We start from the raw sequence: 15,712 nt of genomic DNA on the forward strand, positions 1-15,712 counted from the left end.
TATCTATTGGCAGCCAACACATACGCTCACTCGACTGAAGAGGCCTGCGGTGACCAAGCTGCTGCTGTCCGTACATGTCCTCGCGGCGATCCTGGTGGTCGGACCGATCACCGTGGCCGCGTCACTCTTCCCCCGTTACGCGCGCCAGGACTCGCCGGTGGCCGCGCTGCTGCACCGGATCTGCCGCGGGTACGCCGTCGCCGGTGTCGCCGTCCCGGTCTTCGGCCTCGCGACCGCGCTCCAGCTGGGCGTCCTCACCGACGCCTGGCTGCTGACATCGCTGGCGCTCACGGCGATCGCCGCGGCCGTCCTGGCGCTGGCGATACTGCCCGGCCAGCGACTCCTCCTGAACGGCGGCGAAGGCGACGGGGACACGACCGGCGCCTCGCGCTCGACCGCCTCGCGCCTGGCCATGCTCACGGGGGTCTTCAACATCCTCTGGGCGGTCGTCGTCGTCCTCATGATCGTCCGCCCCGGCTCGACCACGGGAGCGTGACGACTGTGCGCACCCTGCGTATCGCAGCCGCCGTGGAGGCGGCCTCCCTGGTGGCCCTCCTGGCCAACCTGCTCACGACCCACACGCCCGCGATCGCGTCACTCGTCGGCCCGCTGCACGGCACGGCGTACCTCGTCACCATCGCGGCCGCCTGGCCGGCGCCGGGCACACGATGGCTCGCCGTCATCCCCGGCGTCGGCGGACTCCTGGCCCTGCGCCGACTGAAGGGCGGCCATCAAGCCGCTTAGAGCAGCCGAGCCACTCAGAACCATCTCTCACAGGGAGTGATGATATGCTACGCAACGTGACAATGGAGCCTGAGGGCATTCCTCGCACCCGCACGAACGCGCCCAATCACGTCTATTACTTCGACATCGGGACCGGCATCTGGCAGGGAATCGCCACCTTCCGCGTCACCGATTGGCGTCGTCTCCTGCGCAGCGACATCGGGTTGATGAACAAGCTGCTCGCGGCCGCCATGCACACCGTCGAGCGGCTCACCGGCGCGCCGCGGCAGGAGTCGACGATCGTGGCGAAGCCGCACGAGGGCGAGTTCGGCGTGGCCGACAACGTGGTCAAGATCTCCAAGTTCGGCATGACCCTGTACCTCTTGGAAGAAGAGTACGTACTGCACAGTGACGGAATCGGAGTCACCGTGAACGGGAAGGAGAGGCTCGGCCCTGTGCCGGGCCTGCTCACGCGGACCTTCACCTACTCCGCGGAAATTCGCGACGAAGGGATGGCCGCGACGTACCTCATGCCGTTGCTCGGAACTCCTTGGACCGCGGACTACCAAGTCGCGGCCGACCGTCAGAGCCTCTTCGCGGAATTGCTGTGCGACTGGGGCAGGGTGACCGAGGAAACCCGCCTGATCAGCGCGCCGGCTTAGCGAGCGGCTGGAACAGACTCCCGATGACCGCCGAGTTCATGCTTCCCGCCGAAAAGGTCACCCGGGTCGCCGGACTGCTTGCCGACCGGGTCAGGCAGTACGACACCACACGCGATCGCCGGGCCGCGTTCGCCTACACCTACTACCGCCTCACGACGACGCTCGCCACAGCCTTGGACACCGGCAGCCCCGCGTTCAAGGACCCGCCATGGGTCGCCGAGTTGTGCGAGACGCTCGCATCGGCCTACTTCAGCGCGATGGACAGCATCGACGCATGGCTGGCAGGGCGATCCGCTGGGGCCTCGGACGAAGTTCGGCCCAGCGATCTGCCGGATTCCATCCCTCAACCGTGGCGAGACGTCTTCGCCGCTTCGAGCGTCCGGCGCTCCTACCTGCTGGAAGACGTGCTCTTTTCCATGATGGCGCACATGTCCTACGACTTGCCGGCGGCATTGCGGCGCATGGCGACATCCACGGGCGACCGCAGACACATCGCCGACTTCCACCACATGAACGCCGTGCTGGCGTCCTGTATCGACGAGGTCCAGGACGACCTTTCCTCCAGGTACATGCGTGGACTCAGCTCTCTGGACAAGCTGTTCACCCGTAGCGACGAACTGTTGACCAATTACGGGATCCGGGTCGCACGGGGCTTGGCCTGGTTCAACTGCGACAGACTCCTGGACCCGGATTCGACCGAGGATGCGACGCAGTCGATCGGCAGGAGCACCGCCGCGCTCATCTCCGAAATCCGCTCCCCCGGCAACCGGACGCTGCGCGCCGGCTTGTGGATCCTGCGCAGATTGATTCCCGACCGCCGGCATTGGCCCGCAGCGGGTACACCCCTCGCGTAATCACCAAGCCCCACGAGACGTAATCGTCAACGAACAAGATCCCCTCGCAACAGGCCCTGGCCGGGCATGGTGTTGGCTGGTGGGCGACACGCGTCCATGGTTCGTACGAGGAGTCGACATGCGTCCGGCCGACCGGCCCACCCCACCCCCGCCGCACCGCAACGCCCAGCCGCCGTCCGCGCAGGCCTCGCTCGGGGCCGGTGTCGTGGTGACCGACGCGGCCGGGCGGGTGCTGCTCGGGCTCCATCCGAGCGGCACGTGGGAGCTGCCCGGAGGCAAGGTCGACCCGGGCGAGTCCATCGAGCAGGCGGCCGTCCGCGAACTCGCCGAGGAGACCACCCTCGTGGCCGATGTGGCCGATGTCGACGTCGTCGGGATCCTGCTGGACTCGCTGACATCGACGGAGCTCACCCGGCTGACGGCGGTGGCGGTGGTACGGGCCTTCAGCGGCACCCCGGTCGTCGCGGAGCCGGACAAGATCGAGCGCTGGGAGTGGACCCCGCTCGACCGCCTCCCCGAGACGATGTTCGCGCCCTCCGCCCAGGCGCTCAGGACGTGGTGCCCGGAACTGCCCATCGAGGAGGGGCCGTTCCATCGCTACCCCATGACCCCGGCGGCTTCACCGAACCCCTAGTCGCATAGTTGAATAGGTCGGGTGTTGAATACCTTCGAGGGCGCGCCGCACGAGGCGCGTCGCCGCACGGAGGAGCAGCAGGCGTATGCACACCGGCCCGTACGAGCGTTACGTCGCCCTGGGCGACAGTCAGACCGAAGGACTCGGGGACGGCGACGACAGCACGGGGCTGCGCGGTTGTGCCGACCGGCTCGCCGAGCTGATGGCGGTCGGCAGTCCAGGGCTCGCCTACGCCAACCTGGCCGTCCGGGGCAGGCTCGCCGGGCAGGTGCGCGCGGAGCAGCTCGGCCCGGCGCTCGCGCTGCGGCCCGACGTGGCCACCGTGGTGGCGGGGATGAACGACCTGCTCAGGCCCCGGTTCGACGCGGACGAGACGGCCGGTCATCTGGAGGCGATGTTCGCCGAGCTCACTGCGGGAGGCGCGCGGGTGGCGACGGTGACGTTCCCGGACCTCGGGCGGCTCGTCCCGGTGGCCCGGCCGCTCGGCTCCCGTGTCGTCGCGCTCAACGCGCGGATCCGGGAGGCGGCGGCGCGGCACGGTGTGGTGGTCGCCGAGACCGACCGGCACCCGGTGGTAACCGATGCTCGGCTGTGGAGCCCGGACCGGCTGCACGCCAGTCCGCTGGGTCATGCGCGGATCGCCGCCGCCGTGGCCGACGCCCTCGGGCTGCCCGGCAGCGACGACTCCTGGACGCGGCCGCTGCCGGCGGCGCCCGGAACGCCTCCGGCGGGCCCGCGCAGGGCGCTCGACGAGGCGCGGTGGGTCGCGGGCTTCCTCGGCCCATGGATCGGCAGGCGCCTGCGCGGCCGCTCCTCCGGAGACGGCCGCACGGCGAAGCGTCCCGACTTCGTGCCGGTCGGGAACGCGCTGGTCAGGACTGCGAGCGGTCGGCCTTCGCGGCCTTCTCCGCCTGCTTCTCCTTGATGCGGACCGCTTCCTTGCGGACATCGGCCTGGGTGGCGCGCTCCTTCTGGAGCCACTCCGGGGCTTCCTGCTTCAGGGCCTCGATCTGCTCGGTGGTGAGCGCCTCCGTGATGCCACCCCGGGCGAGGCCGGAGATGGAGATCCCCAGCTTCGCCGCGATCACCGGGCGGGGGTGGGGGCCGTTGCGGCGGAGCTCGCGGAGCCACTCGGGCGGATCGGTCTGGAGGGCGTTCAGCTCGGTGCGCGAGACCACACCCTCCCGGAACTCGGCGGGGGTGGCCTCGAGGTACACACCCAGCTTCTTCGCCGCGGTCGCGGGCTTCATCGTCTGGGCGGTCTGGTGCGACGTCATGGTCTCAAGGGTATCGAGCGTATGAACCACCGCTGACCACGGCGGGTAACCTGGCGGAGTGACTGGCCAGGAAGAACCCTCCTCGTTCCGGCTCGCGTACGTCCCGGGAGTGACGCCCACGAAGTGGGTGCGGATCTGGAACGAGCGGCTCCCGGACGTCCCGCTGACCCTCGTCCAGGTTCCGGCCGACGAGGCCTTCGAGCTGCTGCGGGGCGGCGGCGCGGACGCCGGCTTCGTCCGCCTGCCCGTCGACGACACGGACCTCAGCGCGATCCCCCTGTACGTCGAGACGACGGTCGTCGTCGTGCCGAAGGACCATGTGGCGGCGGCGGTCGAGGAGGTCTCGCCGGAGGACCTGGCCGAGGAGATCGTGCTGCACCCGCTCGACGACACCCTGGACTGGGAGCGCCCGCCGGGGCTGCCGGCCATGGAGCGCCCGGCGACGACCGCGGACGCGATCGAGCTCGTGGCGGCGGGCGTGGGGCTGCTGGTAGTCCCGCAGTCGCTGGCGCGGCTGCACCACCGCAAGGACCTCACCTACCGGACCCTGCGGGACGCGCCCGAGTCGCGGGTCGCCCTGTCCTGGCCGCAGGCCGAGCCGACCCCGGACCTGGTCGAGGAGTTCATCGGGATCGTCCGGGGCCGCACCGTGAACAGCACCCGCGGCCGTGCGCAGACTCCCCCACAGCAGAAGGCCAAGGCCAGGACCGGCGACAAGGCCAAGCGTCCGGAGCGGAGCACCGGGGGCAGGCCCGCGGCCAAGGGCGGCGCCAAGGGCGCGAAGGGCGTCAAGCGCGGCGCCAAGCCCGGGAAGCCTCGCCGCAGGTCCTAGCCTTCCGGCCCGTCGCCTGATCTTCTGGCGGCATGAACGACGACACTCACACCTTTCACCGGCGGACCGTCCTGCGGGGCGCCGCCGCCGGTTCGGCCTTACCACTCCTCCCGGCCGCCGCCGCTGCCGCCCACGCCCGCCCCGCCGCCTCCTCCCCCGCTCCCGAGCCCGGCTCGGCGGCGCTGCGCTGGCTGGGGACGGCCGGCTGGCGGATCGACGCGGGCGGGAGGACGGTGCTCTTCGACCCGTATCTGACCCGCTTCAAGACCGGTCTCTTCGACAAGCCCTTCAATCCGGCCACGCCGATCGCGGAGACCGACGCCACCCTGGTCCGGGACTTCGCCGGGCGTCCAGAGCTGATCCTGGTCAGCCACTCCCACTGGGACCACATCGCCGACGTCCCGTACCTCGCGAAGACGACCGGCGCCCGCGTGCTGGGGACCGAGACGACGTACCACCTGCTGGTCGCCCTCGGTGTCGATCCGGGGCAGATCTCCGTGGTCAAGGGCGGTGAGGTGCTCGACTTCGGCCGGGGTCTGGTGGTCGAGGTCGTGGCGAGCCTGCACAGCCGCAACAAGCAGCACTCGTACTTCGCGCCGGGCACGCTGACCGGGCCGCCCGCCACCGTGCCCGCCACCATCTCCGACCTGCCCGAGGGCGACACCCTCGCCTTCCAGGTGACGGCCGGATCCGGCGGGCCGACGCTCTTCCTCATGGGCGCCAGCGACTTCGACCACCGGTCCGCCGAGGGGCTGCGCCCGGATGTGGCGATGGTCGCGGTCCCCTCCAGCACCTCCACCCACCGGTACGTGCCCCGGCTCATGCGGGCCCTCGGTCGGCCGGAGGTCGTCGTGCCCGTGCACTGGGACAACTTCGAGACGCCCCTGCGCGACCCCGTGCGGGCCGATCCGACGATGGACCTGGCCGGGCTGATCGGCCAGGTCCGCCGGGAGTCACCCGGGACGCGCGTCGTCGTCCCGGACTACCGGACGGTCTACGGCGCGGATCTGCGCCCCCGCCGCTGAGCCGGAGCTCCCGTTCCGGCTCAGCCGAGGCGGATGTGGTCCACCGCCCAGTACCAGTTGTTTCCGGCGTCGTACATCCGGAAGCGGAGGGTCACCGTCCTGGCGCCCGCCGGGACGGTGAACTCGGCCGCGCCGGCGGCGCCGCCGAGGAGGGTGCGGCGGGAGACGTCGGGGGACAGGGGCATGGCAGGTGCTCCTTCGGGTGTCGCCTCGGGACCTCGCTTCGGTCCAGACCCGTTATGTGTAGGTGATGTGAGGGTCCGGATTCCGCGTCTTCGGTGAACGGCGGACGAACACCCTTCGCGCTACTCGGGGTACGGAAACGCCGTCGCCCCCGGCGGGTGGCCGGGGGCGACGGTGCGGAACGGACCCGTCAGGCGGTGGTCACCAGGCGACCGGAAGGCGTTCGGGGATGCGCTTCATGAAGCGGGTGCGCCAGACGAGTTGGTCGACCGGGACCGCGAGGTGCAGGTCGGGCATCTTGTCGAGCAGGACCTCCAGGGCGATCTCGGTGTGCTTCTTGCCGAGGGCCGTGGCCGGGCAGTAGTGGCCGCCTCCGCCGAAGGAGAGGTGGGTGCCGGCGTTCGGCCGGGTGATGTCCACGGTGTGCGGGTCGGGGAAGACGGCCGGGTCGGTGTTGGCCGCCTCCACCAGGACGAGGAGGAGTTCTCCCTTCCGCACCTCGACGTCTCCGAGCGTGACGTCTTCGAGGGCGAGGCGCGGAAGCCCGTCGGCGATGGACAGGTTGACCCGCAGCAGTTCGTCCACGGCGGACGACAGAAGCTCCGGCTCCTTGCGCAGCCGCTCCCAGACGTCGGGGTTCTGGAGCAGGGAGAAGAGGGCCATGGTGAGGAAGCCCATGGTGGAGATGACGCCCGCGCCGAAGAAGGTGACGCCGACCGTGGCGAGCATCTCGTCGGTCAGGTGGGCATAGTCGGGGTTCCCGCGCAAGGCCGCGAGTTCGGCCATGAGCCCGGTGGTCGCCGGGTCGTCGAGCCGTTCGACCATGTACGCGATGTCGCGGTCCCAGTTGAGCCGGGCACCGGTGACGGGGCAGGCCGAGTTCATGAACGCGATGTCCAGGCTGGCGGCCAGGCGCGGCGCGTCGGACTCGGGGATGCCGAGGATCCGGCAGTGCAGGTGCTCGGCGTACGGGCTGGTGAACCGGGAGCGCAGGTCGACCGGCGGTCCGTAGGCGAGGAGTTCGTCGACCAGCGCGGTGGCGTGGTCGCGCATCCAGTCGGTCAGGCCGTCCGTCTTGGGGTTGATGGCCTTGAGGACGGCCTTGCGCAGTCCGGCGCCGGTGATGTTGCCCATGTTGTTGACCACCTCGGGCGGGATGGTCAGGGCGTACTGCCGGGGCGCGCCGGGCGCCGAGGTGTCCTTGAGCGAGAACCTCGGGTCTTCGAGGACCTGCTTGCAGAGCTCGTAGGAGGAGACGAGCCATGCCTCGTCGCCGGCGATCGTACGGACCCGCTTGACCGGTTCGGCGCGCAGGGACTCGATCTCGGGCGGCAGGCGGTCGCCGCGCGCCGAGAACGGGAAGTCGAGGAGCGTGTCAGTGGTCATCGTGGTCTCCGAGCATGGGTGTGACGATGGCGTGGCCCTGGTTGCGGGAGGCACGCAGTCCGGAGCCTCTGGAGTAGAGGAGTTCGGCCATCGGCAGGAGCTGGTGGTAGCAGTTGAGGGAGGAGGGGACACCGAGGATCGCGGGGGTGTCCAGGAAGAGCGGTGCCTCGGCGCAGATGTACTGGAGGCAGACCTCGCGCTGGCGGGCGGTGGGGGTCTGTCCGTCGAGGACCTTGGAGGAGAGGAACGCCGCGACGAGCCGGTCGCAGGTGGCGAGGAACTCGGCGTCGGTGGCGAGCAGATCGTCCAGGTGTTTGCGCAGGTGCCGGTAGGCCGGGATGTCGAGGAGCGCGGACATGGGGCGCCCTCGGAGCCGTTCACCACCGGGGTCGATGGCGGCGACGGCGTTGTTGACCTTGGCGCGGACGCCGCGGAGGTTCTTGACCGCTTTGCGGCGGGCTTCGTCCGGCGGGTAGCCGAGAGCCTCGTACATGTCGGCGACGTGCAGGTCGGTGTAGATGAGGTCGACCTGTTCGAAGCCGCGGAGTCCCCAGGCGGCGAGGTCGGCCACCCGCTGGGCGGAGAAGTAGCCGTTGCCCGGGGAGATGCCGATGACCGCGTGGGCGCCTTCGGTGTGGATCACTTGGCAGTGCTGCGTGTACGGCTGGACCTTGAAGCTGTCGGTCGCTGTCGTCGTCAAGTGAAGAGATGTCCTTCGGGCCGCTAGTCCCGTCGGGGCCTTGTGCCCCTGGTGTGGCGGCGACGGCATGAAGTTACCGGTGATCTCCACAGAGTGACGATTCTGGGCGTGAGGTGGCCGGATACTTTCGGTACCTGACGTGATTTGACGCATCATCTCGGCGGTGAGCGATGAATTCCGGTCACTCCGGACAGGCCTCACCGCTCACCGGACGCACGGCCACCGGCCTCGCCCGTCCGAAAACGTCGACGTCTTCGGAGCGGGCGAGGCCGGTGGCCTGGAGCGGGCGTCACACGGAGGCGGTGGGAACCCGGGTGAAGACCCGGCCGCCGAGGTCGATGCCGGCGACCGCGCCGTTCTCGCCACGGGAGAAGAAGCCCCGCTGCCCCGCGAGACCACCGGCGGTCACGATGAACTCGTCGCCGTCGCCGGGCAGGAGCCCCATGGCGGCCGGCTCGTAGTCCGCCGGCATCTCGAAGTCGGCCGCCGCCCGGATCTCCGGCTTGATCACGGCCCCGAGGGTCAGCCCCGCCGCGTCCGTGCCGACGGTGAGGATCATCCCGTCGTTGTCGTACGCCCCGAGCAGGTCCCGGGCACGCGCCTCGTCGTACGGCAGCGGCTCCGGGTCCTTGTCGACGACGCCCAGGTAGTGCTCCAGGGCCCAGCGGACGGCGGAGCGGTTGAACGGAATGCCTTCCGCGCCCGAGTTGGACATGGCGACGACGGCGAAGTTCCGCTCGGGGACGATCACCAGCTCCACGAACTGGCCGTTGGTCGAGCCGCCGTGCTCGATCGTCCGCACACCGTCCACCTCGCGCAGGAACCAGCAGATGCCGAAGCCGTCGCCCAGGTTGCTGCCGCGCAGCTCGACCGTCTGCTCGCGCATCCGGTGCAGCACCTCGGTCGGCATCAGCCGCTCGCCGCTCTCCGTACGACCGTCGCCGAGCTGGAACCGCGCCCAGCGCAGGACGTCCGCGGCCGAGGAGGCGAGACCACCGCCGGGGTTGTTGCCCCGGGTGAGCCGCCACTCCCTCGCGACGGCCAGGTCGCCGTCCTCGTCGGGGTTGTGGCCCACGGCGAACCGGCGGGTCATGACCTCCGCCGTCCCGAAGAAGCTGTCGGTGAGCCCCAGCGGCTCGAGCAGGAGCGAGGCGATGGCCTGCTCGTACGTCAGACCCGTGACGTTCTCCAGGACGCGGCCGAGCAGGTTGAACGCGGCCTGGCTGTACGAGGCGCGCTCCCCCGGCGCGCCGATGAACTGCAGGTCGGCCATCTTCGCCACGAAGCCGGCCAGGGCGTCGTCGCCGTCACCGGTGTCGACGATGATGTTCCAGTCGAGGCCCGAGGTGTGGTTGAGCAGGTTCAGGACGGTGATCTCGGAGGCCGCCTCCTCGTCGGCGAGGACGAGCTCGGGCACGTACCGGCGCACCGGCGCGTCCAGTTCGATCCGGCCGTCGGCCACCAGGCGCATCAGCGCGGTCGCCGTGAAGGTCTTGCTCGTGGAACCCAGCTGGAAGAGCGTGTCCTTGTCGACCGGCAGCGGGTTGTCCAGGCTCGTCACACCGTGGCTCGCGAAGGCCTCCCGGCCGTCGGCCCACACACCCACGATGCCGCCGGGGATGCTGTGCTTGACGCCCATCTGCTCGACGAACTCGGCCAGCTGGGACGGGGACTGCTCGATGGTGGTGGTGACGCTCATGGTGGGTGCTCCGTATCGGGTGTCGTCGTTTCCTGATGACCACGACGATGCCCGGGCGCCCTGACAGCGTGCCGACCGTGCGCTGACAGCGGCTGACCGGCGCCGGCCCGCGCTGTCAGCGGCGCCACCGCGGGCAGGCGGTCAGCCCGCGATCTTGGCCGCCGGTCCCATGACGATGACGGGTTCCTTGGCCGGGTCAAGCGCGAGCAGGAGCTTTCGCATGACGTCGACGGTGAGGGAGACGCAGGCCTGGGTGGGGCCGCCGTGGTCGACGTGGACCCAGACACCGCCGCCCTTCTCCAGGCCGAGCGGCCGCTCCTTGTTCAGGGGGGTGGTGCCCGGGACGCGGTTGTAGTCGATGGCGATCACGTGGTCGAACGAGCCCTCCAGAGGTTCGCCGAGGAACCCGACGCCCGGGGAGACGAACTCCTCGTCCTGGTCGTAGGGCAGCTTCGAGCCGGGGTCGGGCAGCAGTCCGCCCGCGTCGCCGAGCCGGAACACGCCGGTCGGGGAGCGCAGATCGCCGGCCCAGTGGTCATCGGTCCAGCCGCGCAGGGCGTTGTGCGCCGTCCACGGCCCGCCCGTACGGCGCCACTTGCCCGCCGTGTCCCGCTCGTAGAGCGAGGCCGTGGCCACGTTGGAGTCCTGGGACTCGCCGGTCACGACGAACACCTGGCTCGTGCCGTCCGGGATCCGCGTCAGGGTCGCGGGGCCGACCCCGGGCGGCGCGGCGGGCACCTGCGGAGCGCGGGCCCGCGGCGGGAGCGGCGGGGCCTCCGCCCCGGTGTTCTTGGCGGCGGCCCGGGCCTCCTGCGACGCGTCCGGGGCGGCGGGTTGGTCGTACACCTTCAGGTAACCGACGAGCGCGAGGGTCGCGCAGAGCGCGGCGGTCACCACGCGCGGGCCGGGGCGGACGTTCCTGACATGCATGGGGCGGCATCCTCCGACGCTCGCGGACGGCAATGCCGCGATACGTACCCGATCCGCGCCCCCGCCTGTCGGCAGAGCCGCGCACTCACCCGACCGGTGCAGAGCGCAGGGCGATCGCCCGGGCAACAGTGGCCCGCTGAAGCCCCGTCAGGAGTGCCTGGGGTGCCCCAGGGGTGTCAGGCCGTGGCGGTGGGGGTCTCGTCGAGTTCCCAGGCGTGGCGCTTGAAGTCGCGGGCGAAGTCGGGGTGGTCCTCCCAGTTGCGGGCGACTCCGCGCAGGACGTCCCAGTTGTGCTCCAGGGCCTGGTCGATGATGTGGCGGAGCGCCGGGTCTGCGGCCGCCCGCTGGTCGGCGAGGCCCTTGACGGCCGCGGCGGCCTTCACCGTGCCGAGGAGGGCCCGCAGCGCACGGGAGGTGTCGTCCATGCCGAATCCGTGGTCGCTGCCGTTCGCGGGGTCGAACAGCGGCCGGAGACGGTCCTCGATGAAAGCGGTGATCCGCTCGAAGTGCCGCACGTCCATCGGGTTCTCATCTCCTGCGTCGGGGGGCGCGCCCGGGTGGGTCGCGTCTGCGCCGCCATTATCCCGTGCGCGTCACCCGAGAGACGGCGGGGCCATCCGCGCGCCGCGCCAGAGCGCGTGAGCGGGCATCGGGCCCTCGGTGCGGTCCCGGGGGACGTCCCAGACGTGGACGGTGGGGGCGGCGGGAGCTTCGGGGCCGGCGGCCGGACCGGCGAGCGGGGCCCAGCCCGGGTCGCCGGTGGCGGCGAAGGCGGCCCAGGCGTCGACCATCCGCCGGGACAGCGCGCGGTCGTCGGCGTCGGCGGGACCGCCGGTCAGGAAGTCGACGCCCGTGGCGTCCAGGGTGCCGAGGGCGAAGGGCACGTCGGCGGCGTGCCAGGCGCGCACCGGGCTGCCGTCGGGCCGGGTACGGCGCCGGTCGAACCGGGAGAGGAACGTGCGTCCGCCTCCGGCGCGGGCGTGCGCCTCGGCGAGGCGGACGGTGGGCAGGGTGAAGACCGCGTCGCCCGCGAGCGCGAGGAAGACGTCGAGTACGGGCGCTCCGGGCATGAGGGTCCGGTAGGCGGCGACGAGGTCGGAGGAGAGGCCGTAGGCGGCGGCGAAGCGGGCGAGTCCGTCTTCCGTGGTGACGGACGGCATGGCTCCCACCTGACGCATGAGCCAGTACTCCTCGGTGGTGTGGCAGACGAGGAGGTCGACGTGACCGCCGACGGGCGGCCCTTCGAGGGGGTCCCGGTCCAGCAGGACGCCGTCGAGGACGGGTCCGTAGAGCACAGTGTCGTAGTGGAGGAAGCCGGCCGACGGATCCCCCGCGTACCGTGCCACCACCCGGTCCGAGGCCTCCACGAGTTCCTTCGGGGTCGCGGAGAGCAGGCCCTCGGCGGTCGGCGCCACTCCCGCAGCCGCGGCCACCTCGCAAGCCAGGCCGGCGGCGAACTCCGGCGGGAAGAACGCGTCGGGGACGCTGTGCGCGACGGCGCGGTGGATGAGTCCGTCGGCCGGCGCACCGGTCATCAGGCAGGCGATCGAGCCGCCGCCCGCGGACTGGCCCGCCACCGTGACGTTGTCCGGGTCGCCGCCGAAGGCCGCGATGTTGTCGCGCACCCACTCCAGCGCGGCGATCTGGTCGAGCAGTCCGCGGTTGTCGGGGAAGCCGGGCACATGGCCGAAGCCTTCGAAGCCGAGGCGGTAGTTGCAGGTCACTACCACCGTGCCGGCCCGGGCCAGGGCGGAGCCGTCGTAGTCGGGCTGCGCGGAGGAGCCGAAGGTGTAGGCGCCGCCGTGGATCCAGAACAGAACGGGCAGCGGGCCGGAACTCTCCTCCGGCGCCCAGACGTTGAGCGTGAGAACGCCTTCGTCGTCCGGGTTCCAGACCGGTGAGCCGGGCAGTTCCGCCGACTGCGGGGCCACCGGGCCGAAGCGGGTGCAGTCCCGCACCTCGTCCCAGGCCGCCGCCGGTCGCGGCGCCCGGAAGCGCCCGGGGCCGAAGGGCGGTGCCGCGTAGGGGATGCCCAGCGTGATCCTCAGCCCGTCGGCGACGGTGCCGCGCACCAGTCCCTTGTCGGTCTCGACGGTGTGGTCGGCGACGCCCGTTCGCACAGGTGGAGCTCCTTCTCGACGCCGTCGGCCCTTCCGCGCGGCAGCACACCCTCGCACGGGCGGCACGGACCGGACAATCGGTTAAAGATCTTCCAGTGCGGCGGGGTCCAGGGCGGCCTCCAGAACGGATTCGTCCAGCTCCAAGGGCTGTTCGGCCCAGATGACCTTACCCTCGGCGGTGTAGCGGGTGCCCCAGCGGCGGGTGAACTGGGAGATCAGGAAGAGCCCTCGGCCGCCCTCGTCGGTGGTGCGGGCGTGGCGCAGGTGGGGCGAGGTGCTACTGGCGTCGAAGACCTCGCAGATCAGGGTGCGTTCGAGGATGAGGCGCAGCCGGATCGGTCCGGAGGCGTGCCGGATGGCGTTGGTGACGAGTTCGCTGACGACGAGTTCGGTGGTGAAGGCGAGTTCCTCCAGGCCCCACGCGGCGAGTTGGCGGGCTGCCATCACCCGGGCGCGGGCGACGACGGCCGGGTCGGCGGGCAGGTCCCACACCGCGACCTGCCCGGCCGCGAGGCCGCGGGTGCGGACCAGGAGGAGGGCCGCGTCGTCGGTGTACGGCCTGCTGGGCGCGAGTTCGTCGGCGACGCTGCGACAGAGTTCGTCGAGCGGCAGGTCCCGGGACTCCAGGACCCGGCGCAGCCCGTCCCTGCCCGCTCCCGGCGCGGCGATCAGTCCGTCGGTGTAGAAGGCGAGGACGCTGCCCTCGGCGAGGGGCAGCTCGACGGACTCGAAGGGGAGTCCGCCGATGCCTAGGGCGGGTCCGGGCGGGAGTTCCGGGAAGGTGACGGTGCCGTCGGGTGCGCGGATGGCGGGCGCGAGGTGGCCGGCGCTCGCCAGGTCGCAGCAGAGGCCGACCGGGTCGTAGACCGCGTACAGGCAGCTGGCGCCGACGCCGGCGGGGTTGGGCGCGCCGCTCAGGTCCGTCGCGGTGCCCTCGCGGCTGACCTGGACGACGAGGTCGTCGAGGTGGGCGAGGAGTTCCTCGGGCCCGAGGTCGAGGTCGGCGAGGGTGCGTACGGCGGTACGGAGCTGGCCCATGGTGGCGGCGGCCTCGATCCCGTGGCCGAGGACCTCGCCGACGACCAGGGCGACCCGGGCTCCGGAGAGTGGGATGACGTCGAACCAGTCGCCGCCGAGGCCGGAGAGTTCGTCGGCGGGACGGTAGAAGGAGGCGGCGTCGACGGCTTCCTGGGGCGGGACGCCGTGCGGCAGCAGGCTGCGTTGGAGCACGAGCGCGGCGGCCTGCTCGCGGGCGTAGCGGCGGGCGTTGTCGAGGCAGACGGCGGCTCGGGCGACGATCTCCTCGGCGAGCCGCAGGTCGTCCTCGTCGAACGCCTCGTCCCGCCGGGTGCGCAGGAACGTGGCCACGCCCAGGGTGACGCCCCGGGCGAGGATCGGCACGACCATCGCCGTGTGGGGTACGGCCTCGGCCGCCCCGCTCGCCTCGGCCGGGGCCGTCGTCTCCACCAGGGCGGTCGGGATCGCCGCTTCGCGTGTCGAGGCGTCCAGGTGGGCCGCCCGCCAGGAGCGGCCGTGGGCGATGGCGTCCATCTGGGGCGAGGACGGCAGGTATCCGGACGGCTGCCCCGGCTCCAGAACCTCCTTCACTCCACCGGTGCGTACGTTCTGCGCGCCGCCTCGGACCAGGCGCAGGGCGGTGGCGGCGGCCGTCGGGCCGGGGGACGGCTCGGCGCCTCTCAGGACGGCGTCCAGGAGGTCGACGGCGACGAAGTCGGCCAGGGCGGGGACCGCCACGTCGGCGAGGTCCTGGGCGGTGCCCATGACGTCCAGGCTGCGGCCGATGCGTTCGCTGGCCCGGGCCATGAGGGCGAGGCGGAGCCGGGCGCGGTAGCGGTCGGTGATGTCGACGACGGCGTAACAGACGCCGAGGGCCCGGCCGTTGTCGTCGTCGAGCCGGACGAAGGACATGGCGTGGGCATGGTCCCGGTAGGGGTGGGCACGAGTGCGGCCCACGTGCTCGTACCCGACGACCGGTTCGCCGGTCGTCAGCACCTGGCGCATCTTCGACTCGACGATGTCGGCGTTCATCCCGGGCTGGATCTCCGCGAGGCGTTTGCCGCGCCGCTGCTCGACCGTGCCGCCGCCGAAGTGTTCGAGCGCGGTGTTCGACCACACGCAGCGCAGCTCGGCGTCGACGAAGCAGAGGCCGATGGGCATCTCGGTGACCATGCGTTCCAGGAGCGCGGGGCCCATGGTCCACTGCCGGGACGGCGCAGCGCCCACGGCGACGACGAGCCAGCGGGCCGGGCCCGCCTCCCCCGGCAGGGGCAGCACGGTGACGTCGACGGCGATGGTGCGGCCGTCCCGGTGACGCGCGAGCAGGACGCCCGACCAGCCGCCGTCACGCTCCGCGGTCGCCAGGATGTCGGCGAGCCGGCCGCCCTCGTCGCCCGCCAGGAGCGAGCCGACGCGGCGGCCGCCGAGCTCCGCCGCGGGGTAGCCGAGCAGCCGCTCGGCGGCGTAGGGGCGGCCTACGACCGTCCCGCCCTCGTCGAAGAGGAGAACGACGGAATCGGCGACACCGAACACGGCTTCGTGCGCGCTGGTGTCTGGGTCCTCGGGTCTCCCCACGGCCGTCGGCTCCGTTCTCACAGCCCACCCTGCCTGTCCCTTCTATCACAGCATGCCCGGATTATTACCGTTGGATCCCGTTTTGATATCACTCC

At 71.5% G+C, this 15,712-nt stretch carries 17 protein-coding genes; 8 read left to right on the forward strand and 9 right to left on the reverse strand.

The annotated features are described in order from the left end of the window. The first annotated feature begins 49 nt into the window (after positions 1–49). From AB0F56_RS15045 to AB0F56_RS15070, 6 genes are all read left to right on the forward strand, one after another. Positions 50–496: a hypothetical protein gene (locus tag AB0F56_RS15045; RefSeq protein WP_362008781.1), complete on the forward strand. Its 447-nt coding sequence runs from the start codon at positions 50–52 to the stop codon at positions 494–496. Positions 497–501: 5 nt separating this feature from the next. Continuing rightward, positions 502–744, forward strand: coding sequence for a hypothetical protein (locus AB0F56_RS15050; protein ID WP_362009496.1), 243 nt, complete (start codon positions 502–504; stop codon positions 742–744). Positions 745–800: 56 nt separating this feature from the next. Continuing rightward, positions 801–1,385, forward strand: a complete 585-nt coding sequence (locus tag AB0F56_RS15055) for a hypothetical protein (protein WP_362008784.1) — start codon at positions 801–803, stop codon at positions 1,383–1,385. Positions 1,386–1,408: 23 nt separating this feature from the next. Continuing rightward, complete coding sequence (locus tag AB0F56_RS15060; RefSeq protein ID WP_362008786.1) at positions 1,409–2,239, forward strand: DUF5995 family protein; 831 nt, start codon at positions 1,409–1,411, stop codon at positions 2,237–2,239. Positions 2,240–2,357: 118 nt separating this feature from the next. After that, positions 2,358–2,873, forward strand: coding sequence for an NUDIX hydrolase (locus AB0F56_RS15065; RefSeq protein ID WP_362008789.1), 516 nt, complete (start codon positions 2,358–2,360; stop codon positions 2,871–2,873). A gap of 85 nt (positions 2,874–2,958) precedes the next feature. Beyond that, positions 2,959–3,798: an SGNH/GDSL hydrolase family protein gene (locus AB0F56_RS15070; protein ID WP_362008792.1), complete on the forward strand. Its 840-nt coding sequence runs from the start codon at positions 2,959–2,961 to the stop codon at positions 3,796–3,798. Here the strand turns inward: AB0F56_RS15070 and AB0F56_RS15075 are convergent. Then, positions 3,746–4,150 carry a DUF5997 family protein gene (locus tag AB0F56_RS15075; RefSeq protein ID WP_362008795.1) on the reverse strand — a complete coding sequence of 135 codons (405 nt, stop codon included), beginning with the start codon at positions 4,148–4,150 and terminating at the stop codon, positions 3,746–3,748. The genes AB0F56_RS15070 and AB0F56_RS15075 overlap by 53 nt on opposite strands. Positions 4,151–4,208: 58 nt before the next feature. Between AB0F56_RS15075 and AB0F56_RS15080 the strand changes: the two genes are divergently transcribed. Beyond that, entirely contained in the window at positions 4,209–4,982 is a 774-nt protein-coding gene (locus tag AB0F56_RS15080) for a LysR family transcriptional regulator substrate-binding protein (RefSeq protein WP_362008797.1), read from the forward strand. Positions 4,983–5,014: 32 nt separating this feature from the next. Next, positions 5,015–6,007, forward strand: coding sequence for an MBL fold metallo-hydrolase (locus AB0F56_RS15085; protein WP_362008799.1), 993 nt, complete (start codon positions 5,015–5,017; stop codon positions 6,005–6,007). 20 nt (positions 6,008–6,027) lie between these two features. Here the strand turns inward: AB0F56_RS15085 and AB0F56_RS15090 are convergent, their stop codons facing one another. The 8 genes from AB0F56_RS15090 to AB0F56_RS15125 form a co-directional block, all read right to left on the reverse strand. Continuing rightward, on the reverse strand, positions 6,028–6,192 hold the full coding sequence (locus AB0F56_RS15090; RefSeq protein ID WP_362008801.1) for a hypothetical protein: 165 nt from the start codon (positions 6,190–6,192) through the stop codon (positions 6,028–6,030). A gap of 199 nt (positions 6,193–6,391) precedes the next feature. Continuing rightward, positions 6,392–7,576, reverse strand: coding sequence for a cytochrome P450 (locus tag AB0F56_RS15095; RefSeq protein ID WP_362008803.1), 1,185 nt, complete (start codon positions 7,574–7,576; stop codon positions 6,392–6,394). Further along, positions 7,566–8,276, reverse strand: coding sequence for a tRNA-dependent cyclodipeptide synthase (locus AB0F56_RS15100; protein WP_362008806.1), 711 nt, complete (start codon positions 8,274–8,276; stop codon positions 7,566–7,568). Before AB0F56_RS15100 ends, AB0F56_RS15095 begins: the two co-directional genes overlap by 11 nt. Before the next feature lie 289 nt (positions 8,277–8,565). Then, a complete protein-coding gene (locus tag AB0F56_RS15105; RefSeq protein ID WP_362008808.1) occupies positions 8,566–9,975 on the reverse strand; it encodes a serine hydrolase domain-containing protein in 1,410 nt (469 codons plus the stop codon). A 141-nt stretch (positions 9,976–10,116) separates the two neighbouring features. Next, positions 10,117–10,905, reverse strand: coding sequence for a hypothetical protein (locus tag AB0F56_RS15110; RefSeq protein WP_362008811.1), 789 nt, complete (start codon positions 10,903–10,905; stop codon positions 10,117–10,119). Between the two features lie 176 nt (positions 10,906–11,081). Continuing rightward, positions 11,082–11,426, reverse strand: coding sequence for a hypothetical protein (locus AB0F56_RS15115; protein ID WP_362008813.1), 345 nt, complete (start codon positions 11,424–11,426; stop codon positions 11,082–11,084). 72 nt (positions 11,427–11,498) lie between these two features. Further along, positions 11,499–13,025 (reverse strand): carboxylesterase family protein, encoded by a 1,527-nt coding sequence (locus AB0F56_RS15120; protein ID WP_362008816.1) that lies wholly within the window; start codon positions 13,023–13,025, stop codon positions 11,499–11,501. Positions 13,026–13,106: 81 nt separating this feature from the next. Beyond that, on the reverse strand, positions 13,107–15,617 hold the full coding sequence (locus tag AB0F56_RS15125; protein WP_362008818.1) for a SpoIIE family protein phosphatase: 2,511 nt from the start codon (positions 15,615–15,617) through the stop codon (positions 13,107–13,109). Between the last annotated feature and the right edge of the window lie 95 nt (positions 15,618–15,712).

It is taken from the genome of Streptomyces sp. NPDC026092, from assembly GCF_040638605.1.
GTDB lineage: Bacteria > Actinomycetota > Actinomycetes > Streptomycetales > Streptomycetaceae > Streptomyces.